The sequence below is a fragment of the Ectobacillus sp. OTK genome (assembly GCF_059698935.1).
Window position 1 is genome coordinate 4,852,501 of sequence record NZ_AP048547.1, and the last position, 20,637, is coordinate 4,873,137.

The following is a 20,637-nucleotide window of genomic DNA, read 5'->3' on the forward strand; positions in this document are numbered from 1 at the left end:
AGGGGCATGATGATTTGACGTCATCCCCACCTTCCTCCGGTTTGTCACCGGCAGTCACCTTAGAGTGCCCAACTAAATGCTGGCAACTAAGATCAAGGGTTGCGCTCGTTGCGGGACTTAACCCAACATCTCACGACACGAGCTGACGACAACCATGCACCACCTGTCACTCTGCCCCCGAAGGGGAAGCCCTATCTCTAGGGTTGTCAGAGGATGTCAAGACCTGGTAAGGTTCTTCGCGTTGCTTCGAATTAAACCACATGCTCCACCGCTTGTGCGGGCCCCCGTCAATTCCTTTGAGTTTCAGTCTTGCGACCGTACTCCCCAGGCGGAGTGCTTAATGCGTTAACTTCAGCACTAAAGGGCGGAAACCCTCTAACACTTAGCACTCATCGTTTACGGCGTGGACTACCAGGGTATCTAATCCTGTTTGCTCCCCACGCTTTCGCGCCTCAGCGTCAGTTACAGACCAGAAAGCCGCCTTCGCCACTGGTGTTCCTCCACATCTCTACGCATTTCACCGCTACACGTGGAATTCCGCTTTCCTCTTCTGCACTCAAGTTTCCCAGTTTCCAATGACCCTCCACGGTTGAGCCGTGGGCTTTCACATCAGACTTAAGAAACCGCCTGCGCGCGCTTTACGCCCAATAATTCCGGATAACGCTCGCCACCTACGTATTACCGCGGCTGCTGGCACGTAGTTAGCCGTGGCTTTCTCGTTAAGTACCGTCAAGGTACGAGCAGTTACTCTCGCACTTGTTCTTCCTTAACAACAGAGCTTTACGACCCGAAGGCCTTCATCGCTCACGCGGCGTTGCTCGGTCAGGCTTTCGCCCATTGCCGAAGATTCCCTACTGCTGCCTCCCGTAGGAGTCTGGGCCGTGTCTCAGTCCCAGTGTGGCCGATCACCCTCTCAGGTCGGCTACGCATCGTCGCCTTGGTGAGCCGTTACCTCACCAACTAGCTAATGCGCCGCGGGTCCATCTGTAAGCGACAGCCAAAGCCGCCTTTCCATTTCACATCATGCGATGCGAAAAAGTATCCGGTATTAGCTTCGGTTTCCCGAAGTTATCCCAGTCTTACAGGCAGGTTACCCACGTGTTACTCACCCGTCCGCCGCTAGGTTCCGAAGAACCTCGCTCGACTTGCATGTATTAGGCACGCCGCCAGCGTTCATCCTGAGCCAGGATCAAACTCTCCATAAAAGTGTTTGTCTAGCTTCTTAAATAAAACATTGACGTTTTGTGTTTTGTTCAGTTTTCAAAGAACTATTTATCGTTCAAAGCGACTTCCTCATATTATCATCTCTTCATTTCGATGTCAACTTTTTAAAACATTCGCTTCAACCGTTTCGCATCAGCGACGTTTATTAATATATCATCGCCTAAAATGAAATGCAACATCTTTTTTATTTTTTTTATATCATAAGGTGAACTTCCCTTCCTTCTCCCATATAAATTAAAATACCAACACTTTTGGCATACTATCTATTAGGTTAAAGGAGGAAAAAGAATGGACTATGCTGATGCTCTTTTAAAACTCGGGCTTTCGGCTTTTCTCGGCTTTATTATCGGATTGGAACGGGAGTTGAGAAGAAAGCCGCTCGGTTTAAAAACGTGTCTTGTAATTTCAATTATCAGTTGCCTCCTTACAATTGTTTCTATTCAAGCATCATATCGACTCCCTAGCCCTGACCATATTCGAATGGATCCATTGCGTCTCGCAGCACAGATTATTTCCGGTATCGGCTTTTTAGGGGGAGGCGTGATTCTACGAAGAGAAAACGACAGCATTGCTGGTCTTACAACAGCAGCAATGATTTGGGGGGCGGCCGGTATCGGGATTACAGTTGGTGCAGGTTTTTATATCGAATCTATTGCCGGAATGATATTTCTCATTATAAGTGTAGAATTCATTCCTTTGATTATGAATGTATTCGGACCTCGACCGCTTCGCCAACGCGAACTCGGACTAAAGGTAATAGTAAACGATTTACAAAACATCCCAAAGGTTATGAAAGAAATTCAAAGTATGGGTATTAAAGTAAACAATATAAGACTCAAAGCATTGGATACAGGAGAGCATTTTATACAAGTAAAACTGTCAGTTGATCAAAAACTCCGTACACCGGATATTTATTTCGCGATTCAAAACATTGCGGACGTACGCAGCACGGAAGTTGAGAGCTTCTAAATCCCAGCTCTCCTCTTATACAAAAATAAATAACACATACAACTTTTCAATCTTTAGGAGGGAGCAGCTTTTGGATTCAAACGATTCAATTGTACAAACATTTCGATTATCCATTCTTTGGCGCTTAATCGCCATTATGGGCGGCCTTATTTTATTATTCGGTATTATTGCTCATTTCCTGGAACCCAAAACATTCCCCACCTTCTTTGATGGAATCTGGTGGGCCATTGTAACAACCTTTACTGTAGGTTATGGAGACTTTGTTCCCCAAACATATATAGGTCGCACAACTGCTATTATTTTAATTTTACTCGGAACAGGATTCGGTTCTTACTATATGGTATCATTCGCAACAGAAATGCTGAGCAGGCAATATATGAGACAAAAAGGGAAGTCTATCGTCTCATTTCAAAATCATATTATCATCGTAGGTTGGAATGAACGTGTAAAGCAGCTTTTACTGCAATTAGAGACACTTTATCCCAAAACAAATCTTGTACTCATCGATGAAACATTGCCAATATTACCAAAAAAATTTGCCCATTTATTTTTCATTAAAGGATGCCCGTACCACGATGACACCTTAAAACGAGCTAACATTACAAGCGCCCAAACAATTGTAATTACTGCGGATCAGGAAAAGGATGAGAGTAGTGCTGATACTCTGTCTGTATTAACGATTTTAGCAGCAAAAGGAATCAATCCTTCTCTCTATTGCATTGCCGAAATATTGACATCGCAGCAAGTAGACAACGCAAATCGCGCTGGAGCAAATGAAGTCGTGCAAACAAATAAGCTAGTAAGCCACATTCTGACTGCCTCGCTCTTATTCCCGACCGTCTCGCAAACATTAATTTCTTTCTGTAATCATTCATCGGAAACAAGCATTCGTCTCATCCCCCATGACAGCGAAGCAGAAGAGACATTCCGATCATGCAGCATACGTTTTCTAGAGAAAAATATTCTGCTGCTTGGGGTAAAACGGGACGGTGAGAATTATATCAACCCTCCCCATCCCTTCCCTCTTTACCAGGATGATATGTTAATTGTAATTACGAGGTAAGAATCCTTTCCTCTGCTTCTCTCAAAAGGGCGGCTCCAGCATCTACGTATTTTTGATCAACTGGACCGTCCGGATTTTTCGGCTCAGAAAACTGATCAAGTGATGTTAGCGCTGAGGTAAATGTATTGACATGATCATCAAGTTTCTCCTCATACACATGGGATAACAAATACGGGGTACCAATTCTTACAACCGCTCCTCTGGCGTCAAGCTCACCATTTACAGCCTCAAACGGAATACGCAAAAACTGATAACCGTTTTCCTCTGCAAGCTTATAGTCAAAAGAGCCTCTTTCATAATCCCAGCCGCCGCCTATTACATAGCCGAGCGGTTTTAAAAGCCGCTCCAGCTTATATAACTGAAATACCTGCCCTTCTAGTTTAGATGAAATAGGGATCATATTCTTCTTCCTTTCCATAGTATGTTTTGCATATAGCTTACCCAAAGCAGCTCTCTTCCATTTGCATCCAATAAATAATAAACCTAGCAAGCATGGTACGTTTTTACTACTGAAAAGAATAGACTTTTTGACGAGAAAAGCAGAAAAATTCGCTTTGGCATACACGGGTTATTATGGAGGCGGAAATATGTTCGTTGGAGCTAGACAATGCCCAAACAGTTATACTTTGCCGCCCTTTTAAAAAGAAAAAGACTTTAGCTAAAGCCAAAGCCCTTTTCTTTTTTTCTTATTTTCTTATTTTAAACGTTCTTCCAATTGCGCCTTCAATTCTTCGAATCCAGGCTTACCAAGAAGCGCAAACATATTCTTCTTGTATGCTTCTACTCCTGGTTGATCAAACGGATTCACCCCAAGAAGGTAACCGCTCATCGCACAAGCTTTTTCAAAGAAGTAAACAAGGTAGCCGAACGTATACTCGTCCAATGTAGGAATGTTTACAATTAAGTTTGGCACGCCGCCATCTGTATGAGCAAGCAAAGTACCTTCAAACGCCTTCTTATTGACAAAGTCTACTGTTCTTCCTGCCAAATAGTTCAGACCGTCTAAATCGTTTTCTTCCAATTCGATTTCCAACTCATAACGAGGCTTCTCCACATTCAGTACCGTTTCAAATAGATCACGGCGTCCCTCTTGAACATATTGTCCTAAGGAGTGTAAATCTGTTGAGAAGTTTGCAGATGACGGATAGATTCCTTTTTGGTCTTTCCCTTCACTCTCGCCGAACAGCTGCTTCCACCATTCTGCGAAGTATTGCAATGCCGGCTCATAGTTAATGAGCATTTCAATCGTTTTTCCTTTGTTATATAATGCATTGCGCACAACCGCATATTGATAAGCTGGATTTTCCTCTAATTCGGATTTTCCGAAATCTTCATAGCCTTGTGCTGCACCCTTCATCATCTCTTCAATATTTAAACCGCTTACGGCAATTGGAAGCAATCCAACAGCTGTTAATACAGAGAAGCGTCCGCCTACGTCATCTGGGATTACAAATGTTTCATAGCCCTCTTCGTCTGCGAAAGTTTTTAATGCACCGCGTGCTTTATCTGTTGTCGCAAAAATACGTGTGCGAGCTTCTTCTTTTCCATATTTTTCTTCCAACACTTTACGGAAGATACGGAAAGCAAGAGCAGGCTCTGTTGTTGTACCAGATTTGGAAATCACGTTAATGGAGAAGTCCTTTCCTTCTAGTACATCCATTAAGTCTTTCATATATGTGGAACTGATATTCTGACCAACAAATATAACTTGCGGTGTACGACGCTGTTCTTTCGTTAATGTACTGTAGAAGGAATGATTCAATGCTTCAATCGCAGCACGTGCTCCTAGGTAAGAACCGCCGATACCGATAACAAGCAAAATATCAGAATCAGATTTGATTTTCTCAGCTGATTTTTGAATACGTGCAAATTCTTCTTTGTCATACGCAACCGGAAGCTCAATCCAACCCAAGAAATCATTTCCAGTTCCTGTTTTCTCATGAAGCGCATGATGTGATACTTTTACTGCATCGCGTAAGTATGTAATTTCGTGCTCACCGATGAACGATAATGCTTTGGAATAATCAAACGTTACGTGTGTCATAATTCTCCCTCCAATTGTAAAAATTAGTACCTCTTTTCACTTTAACGAAACAGCGCTTGTAAATCAAGCAGTCCTATCATTGTAAGCGTATACAAATGAAAGATATAAAAAAAGCGGCCAAAGCCGCCTTTATAACACATTATAACGATGCACGATAGATCTCTATAACATCTTCCTTCGTCAATTTCTTAAAGTTGCCGAACGGTCCGTATACGACTGTTTTGTCCGCCATAAGCTCAATATTCTCATCACCAATTTTATAATCTGCAAGACGAGCAGGAGCACCAATTGATGTCCAGAAGCTGCGCAGCGCCTCAATGCCTTCGAGCGCAACTTCGCGATCAGATTTTCCTTCTGCTTGTATATCAAATACACGCACAGCAAATTGCTTAAAGCGTGTTACATTTTCATCAAGTACATGCTTCATCCAGTTTGGGAATAAAATCGCAAGGCCTCCGCCATGCGGAATATCGTATACCGCTGAAACAGCATGCTCAATATTGTGCGTCGCCCAATCGCCGCGTACGCCCATTTGCAGTATTCCGTTTAATGCCATCGTTCCACAGTAGAGAATTGTTTCACGAAGCTCGTAATTTTCCAAGTCATTTACCAATTTCGGAGCTGTTTCGATCACCGTTTTTAGCAACGACTCGCAGTAACGGTCCTGCAGCGGCGTATTTGTTCCCTGATGGAAATATTGCTCGATAACGTGCGACATAATGTCAACTATTCCATAAATCGTTTGATCGCGCGGAACAGTAAATGTATGTACAGGATCCAAAATAGAAAACTGCGGAAATGTAAATGGACTGCTCCATCCATATTTTTCGTTCGTCTCCCAGTTTGTAATAACGGAGCCAGAATTCATTTCAGATCCCGTCGCCGCAAGTGTCAACACTGTACCAAACGGGAGGGCTCCAGTTGCTGCTGCCTTACGTGTGATAACATCCCATACATTCCCGTCATACTTCGCTCCTGCTGCAATAGCCTTCGTGCAGTCAATCACACTTCCGCCCCCAACAGCTAAGAGCAAATCAATATTATGCTTTTTACAGATATCCACGCCTTTTTGAACAGTCGTTAAGCGGGGATTGGGTTCCACGCCGCTCAGTTCATGTACCTCTGCCCCGAGCCCGCTTAACATATCCATCACTTGGTCATACAAACCGCTTCTCTTAATGCTGCCGCCGCCGTATACAACAAGTATCTTTTGACCATATTTCGGCACCTCTACCTTTAATTGCTCCAGCTGTCCCTTGCCGAAAATCAGCTTCGTTGGGTTATAAAATGTAAAATTCTGCATGCATGTTCCTCCTTTTTTAGAAATATAACTTTCTCTACAGGGCGAGGTCCAATCTCTTGCTCAAGAACTAAGAGTTAATACCTATCAACACAAATGCTAACTGAAATACTCCTGTTTATCGGTTCATAAAATAGATTCACCGTTTACGTATAATACAACACCCTTAAATACTAACATAACAAAAAATATCCGTTTTCCAAAAAAATATGCATAAGGAGATTATGTGAAATACATTCTATAAAAGAAGCAAGAAAACAAGGAGGGACTCTTATATGAGCACTTTACAACGTATTGCTTTAGTATTAACGATAATTGGTGCATTAAACTGGGGACTCATCGGTTTTTTCCAATTTGATTTAGTAGCCGCCATTTTTGGCGGACAAGATGCAGCATTAGCACGTATCGTATACGGCCTTGTAGGACTTTCTGGTCTCATCAATCTCGGCTTGCTATTTAAGCCTTCCGAAGAACTCGGAACACGTCCAGAAGCTAGGGAAGTACGTTAGTATAACGAACAAATAAAAAAGAAGGCTATTCGCCTTCTTTTTTATTTGTTCGTTCCCTTATCCTGCTTCCTTCCATACCGAGAAGCATTATCCCATGGTCACAAAACAGACTAAGGGAGATGTCCTCATTTTACTGCATTATGTTCTTGTGATTGCTCAATCCATTCTGTCAGCTTGTCACGCAGCGTATTAAAGCCTACGGCATCCGGCTTTGGAACATGCAGTACTGTCTGTCTCTTTGATAAAGACGGCTCTTGGGTCGCCTTGAGTGATAAGCTAATTTTCCCGCTTTCTTCATCTACAGACAGCACCTTAACTTGTACCTCATCTCCCACTTTTAAAAAATCCCGAATGTCTTTCACGTATCCGTTTGTAATTTCCGAGATGTGGACCAAGCCTTGCGTTGATTCATCCAAAGCAACAAACGCCCCGTATCCTTGAATGCCTGTAACCTTTCCTTTCACAACTGTCCCGCGATGATATTTGTCCGGCATAGAAACACTCCTATAAATTTACCTTTTCTTCATATTAGTAAATTATACCACGCGCTCCTATTTCATTCAAAATTACGAAAAATTTTTTCTGTCATCACGTATAAATTGTAAAAATGCGGATACAATACTAACACATGGCTTTCTAGTATTCCCCCCCTTTTTGGGACAAAACGTTCATCGTTTTGTCTCTTTTTTTGTCTACAAAACGTTTGATGCGCTTAACGGCTTCCATTAATTGCTCCATGGAGGTTGCATATGAGCAGCGAATATACCCGCTGCCGCTTTCTCCAAATACAGAGCCGGGCACAACCGCAACCTTTTCCTCAAGCAGTAATTCTTCGGCAAATTGTTCCGATGTCATGCCTGTGGAGCGAATGGACGGAAACGCATAAAATGCACCTCCTGGCATATGGCACGTTAAACCCATTTCATTAAATGATTTTACGATAAAATTTCTTCGCTGCTTGTAGCTTTTCCGCATTGCAATCACATCACGCTCCCCTGACCGCAGTGCCTCAATCGCCGCAAACTGTGCCATCGTCGGTGCACACATGAGCGTGTATTGATGAATTTTTAACATATGCTCAAGAAAAAAGACTGGAGCCGCCACCATCCCAAGGCGCCAGCCTGTCATTGCAAAACCTTTAGAAAAGCCGGAAATTAAAATAGTATGATCGCGCATACCCTCAATGCTTGCAAAGCTTGTATACGGCTCGTCATACATTAATTCTGCGTAAATTTCATCAGACAGCACAATCAGATTATGCCGCTTCACAACATCAGCAATCGCCTCCAGCTCTGCCTTGTTTAATGAAGTGCCGGTCGGATTGCTTGGCGAACAGAGAAGCATTGCTTTCGTATGCTCTGTAATAGCTGTCTCTAATTCCTCTGGCTGCAGCTTAAATCCGTTTTCAGGACGTGTGGAAACAGGGATTGGAATTCCACCCGCAAGCGTAACAAGCGGTGCGTATGCAACGAAGCACGGCTCAATGATAAGCACCTCATCGCCTGGATTAATAATTGTTCGTAACGCAATATCAATTGCTTCACTTGCTCCTACTGTAATCAGAATTTCTGACGCATCGTAAGAAACATCAAATTTTCGTTTGAAATAACTAGATGCCTCCTGACGCAGTTCCAGCAGTCCGGCATTTGCCGTATAAGCGGTATAGCCCTCCTCCAGCGAACGAATGCATGCTTCGCGCACATTCCAAGGAGTTACAAAATCCGGTTCACCAACACCAAGCGAAATAACACCCTCCATACCTGACGCAAGATCAAAAAATTTGCGGATGCCAGACGGCTTCAGCGATGTTGCAGTTTCAGACAAAGTGAACGTCTTCATGGCGTCACCATCATCCGCTTATCATTATTATCACCTTGATCATACACAATACCGTCATGCTTATACTTCTTTAAAATAAAGTGCGTCGTTGTAGATAAAACGGAATCAAGTGTAGAAAGCTTTTGCGCCACAAAGCTAGCTACCTCTGACATGGTTTTCCCTTCTAAAACAATAGATAAATCATATGCGCCGGACATTAAATAAACAGATTTCACTTCTGGATACCGGTAAATTTTCTCTGCGATTTCATCAAAGCCAACATCGCGCTTTGGTGTGACCTTCACATCGATCATCGCCGTTAAGCCTTCCTGCTCTGCTACCTTCGTCCAGTCAACAAGTGTCACATAATTAACGATTACTTTATTTTCTTCAAACTTTTTCATCATCATCTGCACTTCTTCAACATCAACATCCAGCATTTTTGCCAATGTATCAACCGGCAGACGGCTATTCTTTTCGAGACATTCCAACAATTCCAATTCTTTTTCAGTCATCTTTCTAAACTCCTTATTCATGTACTTTCACTAAAAGTATACAGATTATCTGAACTTTTGAGAATTTCTCTTTTCAACTAGCCAGAGAAGAAATATGTTTGCAAACGCAAGCATCTCTCTATATTATGCCACAATTATGAGACAGAAGGAGACGAAAAAATGAAAGACCGCATATATCCTCCTAACACTTCTGTCTTTTCCTGAGCATAGAACATAACAAAATGGAGATGATAGAAAAAAAAATGATGGGGTGATAAAAGATGAAACAACACGGGCAGTTCCCTCTCCCTCCATTCTCCATATATGGTATTACGGTTCATTATGAGCTATATAATTATGAACCCAATTCAAAAAAACCAACCTTTGTTTTAATTCATGGTTTTTTATCCTCTACCTTCAGCTATCGTCGCATGATTCCACTGCTTGCCCAGCATGGAACCGTTATTGCTCTCGATTTACCGCCATTTGGAAAAAGTGACAAATCAAAAGATTTTACGTATTCTTATAAAAACATGGCAAGTATTGTAATTTCGCTCATTGAGCACTTACACCTTTCCAATATCATTCTCGTTGGACATTCTATGGGCGGGCAAATCGCATTATATATTAGCAGGCTGCGTCCTGATCTTGTGGATAAAACAGTACTCCTTTGCAGCTCAGGATATTTACCGAAGTCTCATTTTTCTCTCGTGTACTCCTCGTACCTGCCATTCTTTTATTTGTATGTCAAAAATTGGCTTGTGCGCAGCGGCGTGCTGAAAAATTTGCTCAATGTCATTCATGATCGCTCGTTGATTGATGATGAAATGATGCAAGGCTATGCTGCTCCGTTTTTTGATGAACGCATCTTCCATGCTTTAACACGCATGATTCGCGATCGTGAAGGGGACTTGCCATCCTGTGAGCTGCAACGAATTAAAACACCGTCTCTTCTCATTTGGGGAGAGGAGGATAAAGTCGTTCCTATTTCTGTCGGAAAACGCCTGCATAGCGATTTAGAAAACTCGCAATTTATTTCCTATGAAAAAGCAGGTCATCTGCTTCCGGAAGAAAAGCCGCAGCATGTGTATGAAAACATCATGGAATTTGCCGGCGGTTCATAATCCTGATAAATATCTCCCGTTTATTTGCTCATCCATAAAAAATGTAAACACGACCCAATTGCTCGCGAAGGGGACAACCTCCGCACACGGAAATGTTTAGAAGCACCCGCTAGATAGCACCTAAAAATGTATGTGTTCATAGTAAAAAGATGAGCCTATACAAGACTCATCTTTTTACATTTCCTATGACTAAACCGAGCTCTATCCGCAGCTTCCTGCATTTTTAATGCTCAACAGTCGTTCTGCAAGCTGCTTGCATTTTTCTATCGCAACGACTTCTTCAAAGGACATAAAATAAACATGCTGAATTTTTCTGGAAATGTAATCAGCATCATCGAATGCATCAGCAATTTGCACGACATCGATAGCTTCTGTTTCGTAAAAGTCAGGACCATAACCAAACGGATCCCACTCCTTTACTATTTCAACCATCTGTGCGTACACGTTGTCCATAGATTAGCTCCTTTTTTACAAGATTGATTTCTTTCTTTATTGTAACACATACGCTATGCTGAAAAAAAAGATATCAACAAAGGAGGCAGAACATTCATGGGAGAATTTGATAAAAAGATACATCGGCGTGGAACCAATTCTGTGAAATGGGATTTACATAAGGACGAGGACCTACTGCATTTATGGGTGGCAGATATGGATTTCGCCGCACCAAAAGCGATTCAGGATGCTCTGCGGCAGCGAGTAGAGCATGGAGTTTTCGGGTATACATTTGGCAGTGAAGATTTATACCGCGCCATTATACATTGGACAAAGGATCGTTATGCATGGACAATTGAGAAAAGCTCTATTGCGCTTACGCCAGGTGTCGTACCAGCGTTGGGTGTTGCCGTTCAGGCCTTCACGGCTCCGGGTGAAAAGGTGCTCGTTCAACCTCCTGTATACGCACCATTTTTTGATATGGTGGCGAAAAACGGACGAGAGGTAGTGATCAATCCTCTCGTTGTCCGAAATGGTCGATATGAAATGGATTGGGAAGATCTAGAGGCGAAATTTAAGCAAGGAATCCGCCTTATGATTTTATGCAGTCCCCATAATCCAGTTGGACGCGTATGGACAAAGGAGGAGCTGCAGCGGTTAGGACAGCTGTGTATAGAGTATGATGTAATCATCGTATCAGATGACATCCATGCCGATATTATTTTCAGCGGGCATGTTCATACACCGCTTGCTTCACTGTCCGACGACCTTGCTTCACGTACTGTTACATGCATCGCCCCAAGTAAAACATTCAATATTGCCGGCTTACAGGCCTCAGCTTCCATTATTCCAAATGAGGCGCTTCGAAAGCAATTTACAAAAGTATTGCAGCAGCAAGGCTTCTATTCATTGAATCTGTTCGCTTCAACAGCAATGGAGACAGCCTATACAAGCTGTGCCGATTGGCTGGATGAGCTCCTGTTATATTTAGAAGAAAATGCTCGGTTCGCATATGAATATATTCAAAATGAAATTCCAGAGCTAACGCCATATCGATCTGAAGGAACATACCTGCTTTGGGTAGATTGTTCCAAGCTGGGGCTGTCGAAGGAAGAGCGCCTTAATCTCCTTCAAAAGAAGGGAAGAATTGTTGTCGAACCAGGAGAAAAGTTCGGTCCAGGCGGCGAAGGATTTATCCGTCTCAACCTTGGCTGTCCAAGAGCTATTTTGAAAGAAGCATTAATTCGTTTGCGAAATGCTGTAAAAGAATCTACGCAAAACATATAAGAAAAGCGGCATCGGCCTTGTTTGCTCGCGAATGAGACAGTTCTTCCCACGAAAAAGCGCTTTTTTCCTTTATGAGGGAAGGTCTTTCTCACGCAGTGAGCTGGCCGATGGAGCTAGACATCAAGAAAAGCGGAATTGCATAATCTGCCGCCGCCTAGGCAGCTGAATGTAAAAGAGCGGCCCAGGAGGCGGGGCCGCCTTATTTTTTTGTTTCCATTGATTTTTTTTTTTTACAATTACCCCGCAGATTTTTTTACAATTACCCCGCAGGCTAAACGCTTACCGGACTTACCTGTTGGCTGCGTCATGCCGTCATCCGCATTTTCCGTAATAATGAGAGAGGCTCCATTTTTACGGCGCAACGTATTTTTCCCTTCTGTCAATGATGCGTTCGGCGCCATAATTTCCGCCTTAATTGCTCCCTTATCATCCGCAATCAAATTTGGTAAATCGCCGTTCTCTGCCCCGTTCTGATTCAGCAGGCCATGCTCTTTTCCCTCTGGGTTAAAATGATTACCGGAGGAAGAAAAATCAGGGGCCTTGCATACTCCTACTTCATGGATATGAAAGCCGTGCGGACCAGGCTTAAAGCCTTTTGCCTCAATCTTAATTTGTAAGCCGCCTGGCTGTTCAGAAAGCGTTGCCTTCCCTACTTCATCTCCAGCTGCATTTTGCAGCTTCACCTCTACTTCCTTCGGCTCACCTTGATCGCAGCCCGCAAGAAGAACGAGTACAAAACACGAACATAGCAGTTTTCGTTGCATACAATCCCCCTCCAACAGTCATTCTCTCCTTATCTTCTCCCGCTCCAAACAAAACATACTAAGAAAAGCGGACACATCCCGATTTGCTGCCGTAGTAAAACAGCCCGCATACAAAAAAAGCCGCCTCATAGGCAAGCTCGCTTACTTCGGTGCAGGTGTATCCGATACTGTATCATTCATTTCCTCCAAATTCTTTTCCATCTGTTCAAATTGCTGCTGCTCCCGCTTGGAAGCCTTCACGAACATTCTCCATGTTAAAAATGCACCAAGAATAAACAATAAACACGTAAGACCGGCTGGAATATATTCAAGCTTATTTTCTGGAAAATACAATAATGGCATCGTGACCGTTCCACCCCTTTATTGACGAGCATGGTTATTCTTTCATTATATAAAATCCCGCTTCAAAAATATAGCGCGGACCTTTGACAGGAGTCTTGCAAATTCGGTACGATGGGAAAAAGGAGGCCAGAAGATGGAACATACACTGAAAATCGGTGATATTGTAACAGGTATATATAAAACTGGGAAATATATCGGGGAAATTACTGATATTAGACCACAGCACTATCTCGTCAAAGTATTGGCTGTTCTGAAGCATCCGACACAAGGGGATCTGCATAGCGTCAAACAGGCAGATGTACCGTTTTTTCATGAACGCCGCGCTTTGGCATTCCGAGAGCAAACAAATATCCCGCAGCAAATGGTAAAACGCTATGAGGAGGAGGTTCCAGATTACAAAGAGTCCCTTCGCCAAGCCTTGGAACGGCAAATAAGCGAACTGCAGGAGGATGGTTCACCTTGGGCAGAGCGTTCTCTTGAAAGTCTAAGAAGCTTGCAGCGTGACTACAAGCTGTAACATACAAGCCTAAGCGGCAGCCGGTCATACATATACTTTGAATCTCGCAAAACTAAAGGCCAAATTACTACTAACAGTAATTTGGCCTTTAGTTCGTACTCACCTTTTTCATTAGCTTCGCAAAATCAACTAAGTCTCCAATTTTCGTTGGAGCGGGCTTAAGTAAATATTCTTTATCCTTTTCTACCAACTTAAAAATGCTATACGTTGTCAGGGCATCATCCAACGCACGATGATGCTTACCCGTCCCTTTTTTTCCATAGGATTCTATCGCCTTCCAAAGACCCGTTTGATTACGATCCCCAAAAAAACGTTTGTATTCAAGCGACAAGTCGCGATGCTTGCCTTTAAAAGGATAGGGGATCTTTGCCAGACTGCAGTTCTGCTTTAATACCTTTACGTCCATATTGCCCCATGTGACAACTGTACTCGGATATGCCGATTCATAGTTCGCCAGCCGATCAATCAGTCCAGAAAAGGAAATACCGCTATCAATGGCTTCTTGCCCGATGTTCAAAAAGCTTTTGCACCGTTCTGTCAAAATCGGAAATTGTTGCGGCTTCACATACGAGGAGAATGTGTCAAGCACTTCATCACGAACAACCGCTACAATCCCAACCTCAATAATTTCAGGAACGAATCCTTCCGGCTGTCTCTTGTTTTCCGGCATCGTAAACTCAAAGTCTACAAATAAAAATTGCTGTTCATTCATGACATCCCTTCCTTACCTTTTCTTTCCGTCTTACGTACCTTCATTATAGCACGTATCAACTAAAAACGCGGCGCTTCTCTCTTCTGTTTCTCCATAATTTCTCATTATGATGTATCTTATATATATGTAACAGCAAGACAAATATTTTCATAAAACAACGCTGACAAGGCGAAAAATGAAAAATTCGTTCCATTTTTTGCACAAAATATGGAATTCACCTAAAAACAGCTTGTCTTAACATCACCTTTGCTCCCGCAGGAAAACAACCCGCTCACAAAACATACAGCTCGAGCAGAGACAATTTACAGCAGTATTCTGTCTGTTCTTCACCACAGAAGGCACTCCTTATCTTTTGTTGTGAAGATTATTGTACAAAAGGGTGCAAACCGCGGGAGTTAGACCATGTCCATACAAACAACTTGTACTTTTATCTTTTAAAGAAAACTCGCCGATTGGCGAAGACAGAGACGTAGTTGCACTTACACTTTATTCCTAAAGTTTCCTACTATGTCTAATTAACTCCTAGCTGGAAACTTATACTTTCTTAAAAGTGTAAAAAAGGAAGGAGCAACGCCCCCTCCTTTTCTTCTCAAAATCTTGGCTCGTTTTTCCGAATAAGGAAAAGATGCAGCGGAAAGAACAAAGAACCTGTTATAAGATGGATAACCGTAAATAAGACCGAATTTGTTGTATATCGCTCTAATAGCAAATACATAATCCAAATAGCGAGAACAAGAGAAACTATCGATGAAATAAAATTGACAATTGGAATAAAGTTTAAAATAAAGCACGCAACGAATACCCCAAGCACCTTCCATCCGGACTGTGGACGCAAGTAGTCCGGCAGCTTTGACTCTACTAAATCTCCCCATGTTTTACAATTCAAGATAGGAATGAACGCAAAATATGCATCCTCAAGGCCTTGCTTTTTCGCCATCGTGTGCAATGCAAATGCCGATAGCAAATATGCGGCAATGCACCAGATAATCATAATGAATGCAAAAACGATTCCCCACGCCAGCATTTGCTCAAATAACACTTGATCGTCCATGGAGAGCCTCCTCTAAGATGTTATTTTTACTCTATACATTTTTTATTCATATGCCATATAAGGGTTGGATTATAACATGCCTAGCTTGTATGATAATAAAAACAAGGATAAAAAGGAGATGTTTGTGTGCATCAATACTCTCAAGCCCTACAAGCATATTTCGAATCATATCGAAATCCAGAAAAAGCGGAACCTATGAGACAGTATATGAGAAATCAATATCCGTTCCTCGGCATTCAAGCACCAGAGCGAACGCAGCTTCTCCGCGAATTTTTGAAGGAAAATGGTGTATCCTCTAGGGATGAACTCTCTCATATTGTACAAGATCTGTGGAAATTGCCTGAGCGGGAGTTCCAAATTATCGCCCTCAACCTGCTGGAAAAACAGCATAAGCTTATAGATGAAACCTTTCTTCCTCTTCTAGAACACATCATTACAACAAAATCCTGGTGGGACACAGTCGATTACATTGCCCCGCGCTTAGTTGGTCCGATCTTTGCACAAAAGCCGCAGCTCATTAGAGATTATGTTCCAAAATGGATGGCATCGGGCAACATTTGGCTGCAGCGCACCTGCATTTTATTTCAGCTTAAGTACAAGGACAAAACGGACACAGATCTCTTGTTTTCTATAATTCAAGAGCTCAGCCGTTCAAAAGAGTTTTTTATCCAAAAAGCAATCGGCTGGGTATTGCGTGAGTACGCAAAAACAAGCCCGCACACTGTTTTACAATTTGTTTCCTCCCATACACTTGCTCCCTTGAGCAAAAGGGAGGCACTTAAGCATATTCAGAACACAATTGGGCATACTGAATAGGTACATATCTTACAAAATTACATAAGCTGCAGATAACCTGTATTGTGATTTTTTTCGCAACGTGTTAGAATATGGACAGCCATTTTCATATTGTAGCGATGACAGACAAATAAGTACTTGCACCCCAGCGATTCAGGGATAGTGAAAGCCTGAAAACGCAAGGAAACGGCAGTCTCGAGCAATACTTGATAAAGTGGGCATGCATCTGCATGTCAACTAGGGTGGAACCGCGTGCATACAAGCTCGTCCCTAGGCATTAGGCCTTCGGACGAGCTTTTTTATGTTTTTTAATTTAAGGAGGGTGTTAACAATGGCTTCAATGGAGCAAATCGTAAACTTAGCGAAGCATCGCGGCTTTGTATTTCCAGGCTCTGAAATTTACGGCGGCTTAGCAAACACTTGGGACTACGGTCCGCTTGGTGTTGAACTAAAAAACAACGTTAAAAAAGCATGGTGGAAAAAATTCATTCAAGAATCCCCGTACAATGTCGGTCTTGATGCAGCAATCCTAATGAACCCGCAAACATGGGTGGCATCCGGTCACGTAGGCAACTTCAACGACCCAATGATCGACTGCAAAAATTGTAAAGCGCGCCATCGTGCTGACAAGCTGATTGAGAATGCATTAGAGGCAAAAGGCATCGAAATGATTGTCGACGGTCTTTCTTTTGATCAAATGGCAGCATTAATCCAGGAGCATGACATCACATGCCCAGACTGCGGCAGCAAGGATTTTACAGAAATCCGCCAATTCAACCTAATGTTTAAAACTCACCAGGGTGTAACACAGTCAAGCGCTAACGAAATTTATATGCGCCCTGAAACAGCACAAGGTATTTTTGTTAACTTTAAAAACGCACAGCGTTCAATGCGTAAAAAACTGCCATTCGGTATCGGCCAAATCGGAAAAAGCTTCCGTAATGAAATCACGCCAGGCAATTTTACATTCCGTACACGCGAATTTGAGCAAATGGAGCTTGAGTTCTTCTGTAAGCCTGGTGAGGACCTAGAGTGGTTCACATACTGGCGCGATTACTGCAAAAACTGGCTGTTAACACTTGGAATGAAGGAGAGCAGCATGCGCCTTCGTGATCACGGAGAAGATGAGCTGTCCCACTACTCCAACGCAACAACAGACATCGAATTCAAGTTCCCGTTCGGCTGGGGCGAGCTTTGGGGGATTGCAGACCGCACAGACTTCGATTTAAAGCGTCATATGGAGCATTCTGGCGAAGATTTCAACTATGTTGATCCTGTTACGAATGAACGCTACGTTCCATATTGCATCGAGCCATCCCTTGGTGCGGACCGCGTTACATTAGCATTTTTATGTGATGCCTACGAAGAGGAGCAGCTAGAAAACGAAACACGTACTGTGCTTCGCTTCCACCCAGCTCTTGCGCCATTTAAAGCAGCGGTTCTTCCGTTATCTAAAAAGCTTTCCGAAGGTGCAGCTGAAGTCTATGCAGAGCTATCAAAGCACTTTATGGTGGACTTTGACGAAACAGGCTCGATCGGCAAGCGCTACCGCCGTCAGGATGAAATCGGTACACCGTTCTGTATTACATTTGACTTCGATTCTGTGGAAGACAAACAAGTAACAGTGCGTGATCGTGATACAATGGAACAGCTTCGTATGCCAATTAGCGAATTGAAGAGCTTCTTAGAACAGAAAATTGCGTTTTAAACTAATTTATAAAAAGAAAAGCCGCATAATCGATCTTATGCGGCTTTTCTTCTATTTTCATTCGAGGGCACTATCTCCCGCAATACCTTTCTTTCGCTTTTTGACGGTTCATTCCCTCTTCCGTTCCTTCAGCTCTTCTCTTTGCTGCTTAGAAAAGCTGCTCTTTTCCTTTTTTTGTTTTTCATACTCCAGCTGCAAAAACTCCATATATTCTTATTTTCCTGTGCATACTAACAAGACATCGAAGTAAAAAGGAGATAGGAAAATGGATCGAAAACAACAAGATAAGGAAACACGCTCCATCGAAGCAACAGAACGAATTGCCCGCATTGAGGATCCGCAGGGTAATGAAGTGGATGATCGAATAACAGCGGATCGAAAGCTGATTGACCGCGTTCGCCTTGATATGATCAATATGGACTAAAAAGTACGTATGCTAGGCAATATCCTAAAAGCTATACTTTTTGTAGAAAAGCTGCTAAAGTGCGACTTGTATCAACCTTAGCAGCTTTTCTTTTTGTATGGATACACTCACTCTATATTGAAAAAACAACCGAAAAAGCTGATCATTAGTAATCATAGAGACATCAGCCTGAATTTCATGCGCAACAATGTCCATTTGATCCATCCTGCCCGGCGCTGCACTTCAAAAGCTCGTTGCATCTGATATTTACTTAAGAACCGCTTGCCTTACTTCCCCCAAAGCCGCTCGTTGCCTTTCCTTTCGAAATGGATGATTTTTTGCTTTTATATTCATCCGTATCCGGATACGCTGTGTTACCAACATAAAAATAACGATAATGACGGGAAGCGGGGTCATCACACTCCCACTCATCATCACCATAGTCATATTCGTACTTGGCGCAATATGGATCTTCTGGCTTAGGCGGCAGTTCTTCTTCCCCGCATCCAGCCAATGTTCCTCCCAGTACTGCTGTTACGCCGAGCATAATTTTTTTTGTTTTCTTCATCAGTACTTCTCCTTCCCTTTGTCGAGTATGTCCAAAGACATCAAAAAGACCTTTGCCGATAGCGGCAAAGGTCTTGCAAGACATAGTTTTCATGTCAACAAAGCCGGTGAATCCAACTATTCACGTCATGACGACTTTGTTTCAGGGCATTTCCCCTGAAGCTACTCCCCTTTGAATCCTGTATGCTGTTATTAATTATATTTTACAATATATTCAAAATAATGTAAACAATATCTCTTTTTTGTAAAAATTTTTATCCATTAACTGCGCTTTTCCTTCACCGCTACCGTACAACGTGATACACAAATGAGCTGTTCATCTTCATCTACAATCCTCACGTCCCACACCATTGTCGTTTTCCCCTTATGAAGCGGTGTTCCAATTGCAGTCACGGTCCCGCTTTGCTTTGAACGTATATGATTTGCATTAATTTCAAGACCAAAGCAAAGCTCTCGTTCCTTATCGATTAGATGATAGGTGCCCATGCTCGCTACTGTTTCAGCAAGCACCAACGATGCACCTCCATGTAAATAACCAAATGGCTGATGCGTCCGCTCATCTACCGGCATCGTCGCAATCGCCTTTTCCTCATTTATCTCCACCACCTTAATTCCCAGTAAATCAATTAATGTATGCTTCATACTGTTCTCCTTTCCATATCGAAGCTCTCGATCGCCTCACTGCCAAATTATGTATAAATCCTGCTGTTTTACTGAAAACTACCATTGTAATCAGAAAAGGAGGCTACGTCTGTGAAAAAATTATGGTACCTTGCATTAGCATTGTATTTCTGTACCAATATTGTACCAGAATACGTATTTGCATATCAGCCTGCAAGCTCACAAGAAGAGAAAAATGTAGAAGTAGGAACAAAAAAGCAAGAAGGAAAAACAGATTACTTTCATTATCAGCTCAATATCCCTACGTTTGACCATATCAAAAATAAAGGCTTTGAGAAGAAACTGAACTCTTACTATGAAACAAACATTCTTTCCTTTAAAAAGAAGCTCCAAGCGGAAGCAAAGAAGTATTATGATGAAGCCCAACAAAATCCAACAACACTGCATCCGTACGTTGCTCATGTCGACTATAAGATTACCTTGAACAAGGCACCGCTTTTAAGCTTATATATTAGCTACTACCAATACACCGGCGGAGCACATGGCATGTACGAATGGAAAGCAAATACCTTTGATATAGATAAAGAGAAAGAAATCTCGCTTGCAGATTTATTCCAGCAGGACAGCAAATTTATGGAGACAATCAAACAAGAAGCCAAACGGCAAATTGAACAAGACAGCAGCAAGTTCTTTCCAGATGCGGCAGCACTTATAGATAAAGCAACATCATTCAAGTTTTTTCTCGAACCAGAGCATATTGTATTATATTATCCACTCTATGAAATTGCGCCGTATGCGAGCGGAATTCCAACATTCCGAATCCCTTACACGCTGCTGCAAAACGATTTAAAACCAAATTATCGAAAAATTTTGATTGACAAGTAAAACCTTTG

23 protein-coding genes and 1 rRNA gene (1 of these 24 only partly in view) are annotated in these 20,637 nt (G+C 42.4%); 10 read left to right on the forward strand and 14 right to left on the reverse strand.

The genetic code is table 11. The features are described 5' to 3' along the window. Positions 1–1,205, reverse strand: a 16S ribosomal RNA gene (locus AC6HZ4_RS24105); it reaches 333 nt to the left of the window's first position. A 307-nt stretch (positions 1,206–1,512) separates the two neighbouring features. Between AC6HZ4_RS24105 and AC6HZ4_RS24110 the strand changes: the two genes are divergently transcribed. Together AC6HZ4_RS24110 and AC6HZ4_RS24115 are read left to right on the forward strand one after the other, a co-directional pair. Continuing rightward, entirely contained in the window at positions 1,513–2,193 is a 681-nt protein-coding gene (locus tag AC6HZ4_RS24110) for an MgtC/SapB family protein (RefSeq protein WP_497492366.1), read from the forward strand. Between the two features lie 70 nt (positions 2,194–2,263). Then, complete coding sequence (locus tag AC6HZ4_RS24115; RefSeq protein ID WP_497492367.1) at positions 2,264–3,256, forward strand: potassium channel family protein; 993 nt, start codon at positions 2,264–2,266, stop codon at positions 3,254–3,256. Here AC6HZ4_RS24115 and AC6HZ4_RS24120 read toward each other — a convergent pair. The 3 genes from AC6HZ4_RS24120 to AC6HZ4_RS24130 form a co-directional block, all read right to left on the reverse strand. After that, complete coding sequence (locus AC6HZ4_RS24120; protein WP_497492368.1) at positions 3,246–3,656, reverse strand: YugN-like family protein; 411 nt, start codon at positions 3,654–3,656, stop codon at positions 3,246–3,248. The two genes, AC6HZ4_RS24115 and AC6HZ4_RS24120, sit on opposite strands and share 11 nt — an antisense overlap. A 294-nt stretch (positions 3,657–3,950) precedes the next feature. Beyond that, the gene (locus AC6HZ4_RS24125; RefSeq protein ID WP_497492369.1) at positions 3,951–5,300 is read right to left on the reverse strand and encodes a glucose-6-phosphate isomerase; all 1,350 of its coding nucleotides are present in this window, start codon (positions 5,298–5,300) and stop codon (positions 3,951–3,953) included. A gap of 139 nt (positions 5,301–5,439) precedes the next feature. Next, positions 5,440–6,603, reverse strand: coding sequence for an iron-containing alcohol dehydrogenase (locus AC6HZ4_RS24130; protein ID WP_497492370.1), 1,164 nt, complete (start codon positions 6,601–6,603; stop codon positions 5,440–5,442). Between the two features lie 272 nt (positions 6,604–6,875). On the opposite strand from AC6HZ4_RS24130, the gene AC6HZ4_RS24135 reads away from it, so the two are divergent. Continuing rightward, positions 6,876–7,109: a DUF378 domain-containing protein gene (locus AC6HZ4_RS24135; protein WP_497492372.1), complete on the forward strand. Its 234-nt coding sequence runs from the start codon at positions 6,876–6,878 to the stop codon at positions 7,107–7,109. A gap of 125 nt (positions 7,110–7,234) precedes the next feature. Here AC6HZ4_RS24135 and yugI read toward each other — a convergent pair whose 3' ends face one another. The 3 genes from yugI to AC6HZ4_RS24150 form a co-directional block, all read right to left on the reverse strand. Further along, positions 7,235–7,603, reverse strand: a complete 369-nt coding sequence (gene yugI, locus AC6HZ4_RS24140; protein ID WP_497492373.1) for a S1 domain-containing post-transcriptional regulator GSP13 — start codon at positions 7,601–7,603, stop codon at positions 7,235–7,237. 142 nt (positions 7,604–7,745) lie between these two features. Then, on the reverse strand, positions 7,746–8,948 hold the full coding sequence (locus tag AC6HZ4_RS24145; protein WP_497492374.1) for an aminotransferase: 1,203 nt from the start codon (positions 8,946–8,948) through the stop codon (positions 7,746–7,748). Continuing rightward, positions 8,945–9,442, reverse strand: a complete 498-nt coding sequence (locus tag AC6HZ4_RS24150; RefSeq protein WP_497492376.1) for an Lrp/AsnC family transcriptional regulator — start codon at positions 9,440–9,442, stop codon at positions 8,945–8,947. The genes AC6HZ4_RS24145 and AC6HZ4_RS24150 overlap by 4 nt, the downstream gene beginning before the upstream one ends. Before the next feature lie 260 nt (positions 9,443–9,702). Between AC6HZ4_RS24150 and AC6HZ4_RS24155 the strand changes: the two genes are divergently transcribed. Then, a complete protein-coding gene (locus AC6HZ4_RS24155; protein WP_497492378.1) occupies positions 9,703–10,545 on the forward strand; it encodes an alpha/beta fold hydrolase in 843 nt (280 codons plus the stop codon). A gap of 201 nt (positions 10,546–10,746) precedes the next feature. Here the strand turns inward: AC6HZ4_RS24155 and AC6HZ4_RS24160 are convergent, their stop codons facing one another. Then, positions 10,747–10,998 carry a DUF1871 family protein gene (locus AC6HZ4_RS24160; RefSeq protein WP_497492379.1) on the reverse strand — a complete coding sequence of 84 codons (252 nt, stop codon included), beginning with the start codon at positions 10,996–10,998 and terminating at the stop codon, positions 10,747–10,749. A gap of 96 nt (positions 10,999–11,094) precedes the next feature. On the opposite strand from AC6HZ4_RS24160, the gene AC6HZ4_RS24165 reads away from it, so the two are divergent. Next, positions 11,095–12,264, forward strand: a complete 1,170-nt coding sequence (locus AC6HZ4_RS24165; protein ID WP_497492380.1) for a MalY/PatB family protein — start codon at positions 11,095–11,097, stop codon at positions 12,262–12,264. 236 nt (positions 12,265–12,500) lie between these two features. Here AC6HZ4_RS24165 and AC6HZ4_RS24170 read toward each other — a convergent pair whose 3' ends face one another. Then, positions 12,501–13,028, reverse strand: coding sequence for a superoxide dismutase family protein (locus tag AC6HZ4_RS24170; RefSeq protein WP_497492381.1), 528 nt, complete (start codon positions 13,026–13,028; stop codon positions 12,501–12,503). Between the two features lie 141 nt (positions 13,029–13,169). Then, complete coding sequence (locus tag AC6HZ4_RS24175) at positions 13,170–13,370, reverse strand: hypothetical protein (protein WP_497492382.1); 201 nt, start codon at positions 13,368–13,370, stop codon at positions 13,170–13,172. Between the two features lie 133 nt (positions 13,371–13,503). Here AC6HZ4_RS24175 and kapB point away from each other — a divergent pair, with 133 nt between their 5' ends. After that, a complete protein-coding gene (gene kapB, locus AC6HZ4_RS24180; protein WP_497492383.1) occupies positions 13,504–13,887 on the forward strand; it encodes a kinase-associated lipoprotein KapB in 384 nt (127 codons plus the stop codon). Positions 13,888–13,975: 88 nt separating this feature from the next. Here kapB and kapD read toward each other — a convergent pair whose 3' ends face one another. Beyond that, positions 13,976–14,599, reverse strand: coding sequence for a 3'-5' exonuclease KapD (kapD, locus tag AC6HZ4_RS24185; protein ID WP_497492384.1), 624 nt, complete (start codon positions 14,597–14,599; stop codon positions 13,976–13,978). Positions 14,600–15,188: 589 nt separating this feature from the next. After that, the gene (locus tag AC6HZ4_RS24190; protein WP_497492385.1) at positions 15,189–15,650 is read right to left on the reverse strand and encodes a hypothetical protein; all 462 of its coding nucleotides are present in this window, start codon (positions 15,648–15,650) and stop codon (positions 15,189–15,191) included. A gap of 126 nt (positions 15,651–15,776) precedes the next feature. Between AC6HZ4_RS24190 and AC6HZ4_RS24195 the strand changes: the two genes are divergently transcribed. The 3 genes from AC6HZ4_RS24195 (at position 15,777) to AC6HZ4_RS24205 (ending at position 18,577) form a co-directional block, all read left to right on the forward strand. Further along, complete coding sequence (locus AC6HZ4_RS24195; protein ID WP_497492386.1) at positions 15,777–16,466, forward strand: DNA alkylation repair protein; 690 nt, start codon at positions 15,777–15,779, stop codon at positions 16,464–16,466. Between the two features lie 310 nt (positions 16,467–16,776). Further along, positions 16,777–18,153: a glycine--tRNA ligase gene (locus AC6HZ4_RS24200; RefSeq protein WP_497492387.1), complete on the forward strand. Its 1,377-nt coding sequence runs from the start codon at positions 16,777–16,779 to the stop codon at positions 18,151–18,153. A 265-nt stretch (positions 18,154–18,418) separates the two neighbouring features. Then, positions 18,419–18,577 (forward strand): hypothetical protein, encoded by a 159-nt coding sequence (locus AC6HZ4_RS24205; RefSeq protein WP_497492388.1) that lies wholly within the window; start codon positions 18,419–18,421, stop codon positions 18,575–18,577. Between the two features lie 250 nt (positions 18,578–18,827). Here AC6HZ4_RS24205 and AC6HZ4_RS24210 read toward each other — a convergent pair whose 3' ends face one another. Then, positions 18,828–19,124: a hypothetical protein gene (locus AC6HZ4_RS24210; protein WP_497492389.1), complete on the reverse strand. Its 297-nt coding sequence runs from the start codon at positions 19,122–19,124 to the stop codon at positions 18,828–18,830. 260 nt (positions 19,125–19,384) lie between these two features. Continuing rightward, the gene (locus tag AC6HZ4_RS24215) at positions 19,385–19,765 is read right to left on the reverse strand and encodes a hotdog fold thioesterase (RefSeq protein ID WP_497492390.1); all 381 of its coding nucleotides are present in this window, start codon (positions 19,763–19,765) and stop codon (positions 19,385–19,387) included. A 111-nt stretch (positions 19,766–19,876) separates the two neighbouring features. Between AC6HZ4_RS24215 and AC6HZ4_RS24220 the strand changes: the two genes are divergently transcribed. After that, complete coding sequence (locus AC6HZ4_RS24220) at positions 19,877–20,629, forward strand: DUF3298 and DUF4163 domain-containing protein (protein ID WP_497492391.1); 753 nt, start codon at positions 19,877–19,879, stop codon at positions 20,627–20,629. Positions 20,630–20,637 lie beyond the last annotated feature (8 nt).

Excerpts from the sequence above, each read along its gene's own strand:
- AC6HZ4_RS24145 (WP_497492374.1), bottom strand. The coding sequence starts at position 8,948 with ATGAAGACGTTCACTTTGTCTGAAACTGCAACATCGCTGAAGCCGTCT.
- AC6HZ4_RS24175 (WP_497492382.1), bottom strand. The coding sequence starts at position 13,370 with ATGCCATTATTGTATTTTCCAGAAAATAAGCTTGAATATATTCCAGCC.
- AC6HZ4_RS24125 (WP_497492369.1), bottom strand. The coding sequence starts at position 5,300 with ATGACACACGTAACGTTTGATTATTCCAAAGCATTATCGTTCATCGGT.
- yugI (WP_497492373.1), bottom strand. The coding sequence starts at position 7,603 with ATGCCGGACAAATATCATCGCGGGACAGTTGTGAAAGGAAAGGTTACA.
- AC6HZ4_RS24210 (WP_497492389.1), bottom strand. The coding sequence starts at position 19,124 with ATGAAGAAAACAAAAAAAATTATGCTCGGCGTAACAGCAGTACTGGGA.
- AC6HZ4_RS24165 (WP_497492380.1), top strand. The coding sequence starts at position 11,095 with ATGGGAGAATTTGATAAAAAGATACATCGGCGTGGAACCAATTCTGTG.
- kapB (WP_497492383.1), top strand. The coding sequence starts at position 13,504 with ATGGAACATACACTGAAAATCGGTGATATTGTAACAGGTATATATAAA.
- AC6HZ4_RS24200 (WP_497492387.1), top strand. The coding sequence starts at position 16,777 with ATGGCTTCAATGGAGCAAATCGTAAACTTAGCGAAGCATCGCGGCTTT.
- AC6HZ4_RS24205 (WP_497492388.1), top strand. The coding sequence starts at position 18,419 with ATGGATCGAAAACAACAAGATAAGGAAACACGCTCCATCGAAGCAACA.
- AC6HZ4_RS24160 (WP_497492379.1), bottom strand. The coding sequence starts at position 10,998 with ATGGACAACGTGTACGCACAGATGGTTGAAATAGTAAAGGAGTGGGAT.
- AC6HZ4_RS24110 (WP_497492366.1), top strand. The coding sequence starts at position 1,513 with ATGGACTATGCTGATGCTCTTTTAAAACTCGGGCTTTCGGCTTTTCTC.
- AC6HZ4_RS24120 (WP_497492368.1), bottom strand. The coding sequence starts at position 3,656 with ATGATCCCTATTTCATCTAAACTAGAAGGGCAGGTATTTCAGTTATAT.
- AC6HZ4_RS24155 (WP_497492378.1), top strand. The coding sequence starts at position 9,703 with ATGAAACAACACGGGCAGTTCCCTCTCCCTCCATTCTCCATATATGGT.
- AC6HZ4_RS24130 (WP_497492370.1), bottom strand. The coding sequence starts at position 6,603 with ATGCAGAATTTTACATTTTATAACCCAACGAAGCTGATTTTCGGCAAG.
- kapD (WP_497492384.1), bottom strand. The coding sequence starts at position 14,599 with ATGAATGAACAGCAATTTTTATTTGTAGACTTTGAGTTTACGATGCCG.
- AC6HZ4_RS24150 (WP_497492376.1), bottom strand. The coding sequence starts at position 9,442 with ATGACTGAAAAAGAATTGGAATTGTTGGAATGTCTCGAAAAGAATAGC.
- AC6HZ4_RS24190 (WP_497492385.1), bottom strand. The coding sequence starts at position 15,650 with ATGGACGATCAAGTGTTATTTGAGCAAATGCTGGCGTGGGGAATCGTT.
- AC6HZ4_RS24135 (WP_497492372.1), top strand. The coding sequence starts at position 6,876 with ATGAGCACTTTACAACGTATTGCTTTAGTATTAACGATAATTGGTGCA.
- AC6HZ4_RS24215 (WP_497492390.1), bottom strand. The coding sequence starts at position 19,765 with ATGAAGCATACATTAATTGATTTACTGGGAATTAAGGTGGTGGAGATA.
- AC6HZ4_RS24170 (WP_497492381.1), bottom strand. The coding sequence starts at position 13,028 with ATGCAACGAAAACTGCTATGTTCGTGTTTTGTACTCGTTCTTCTTGCG.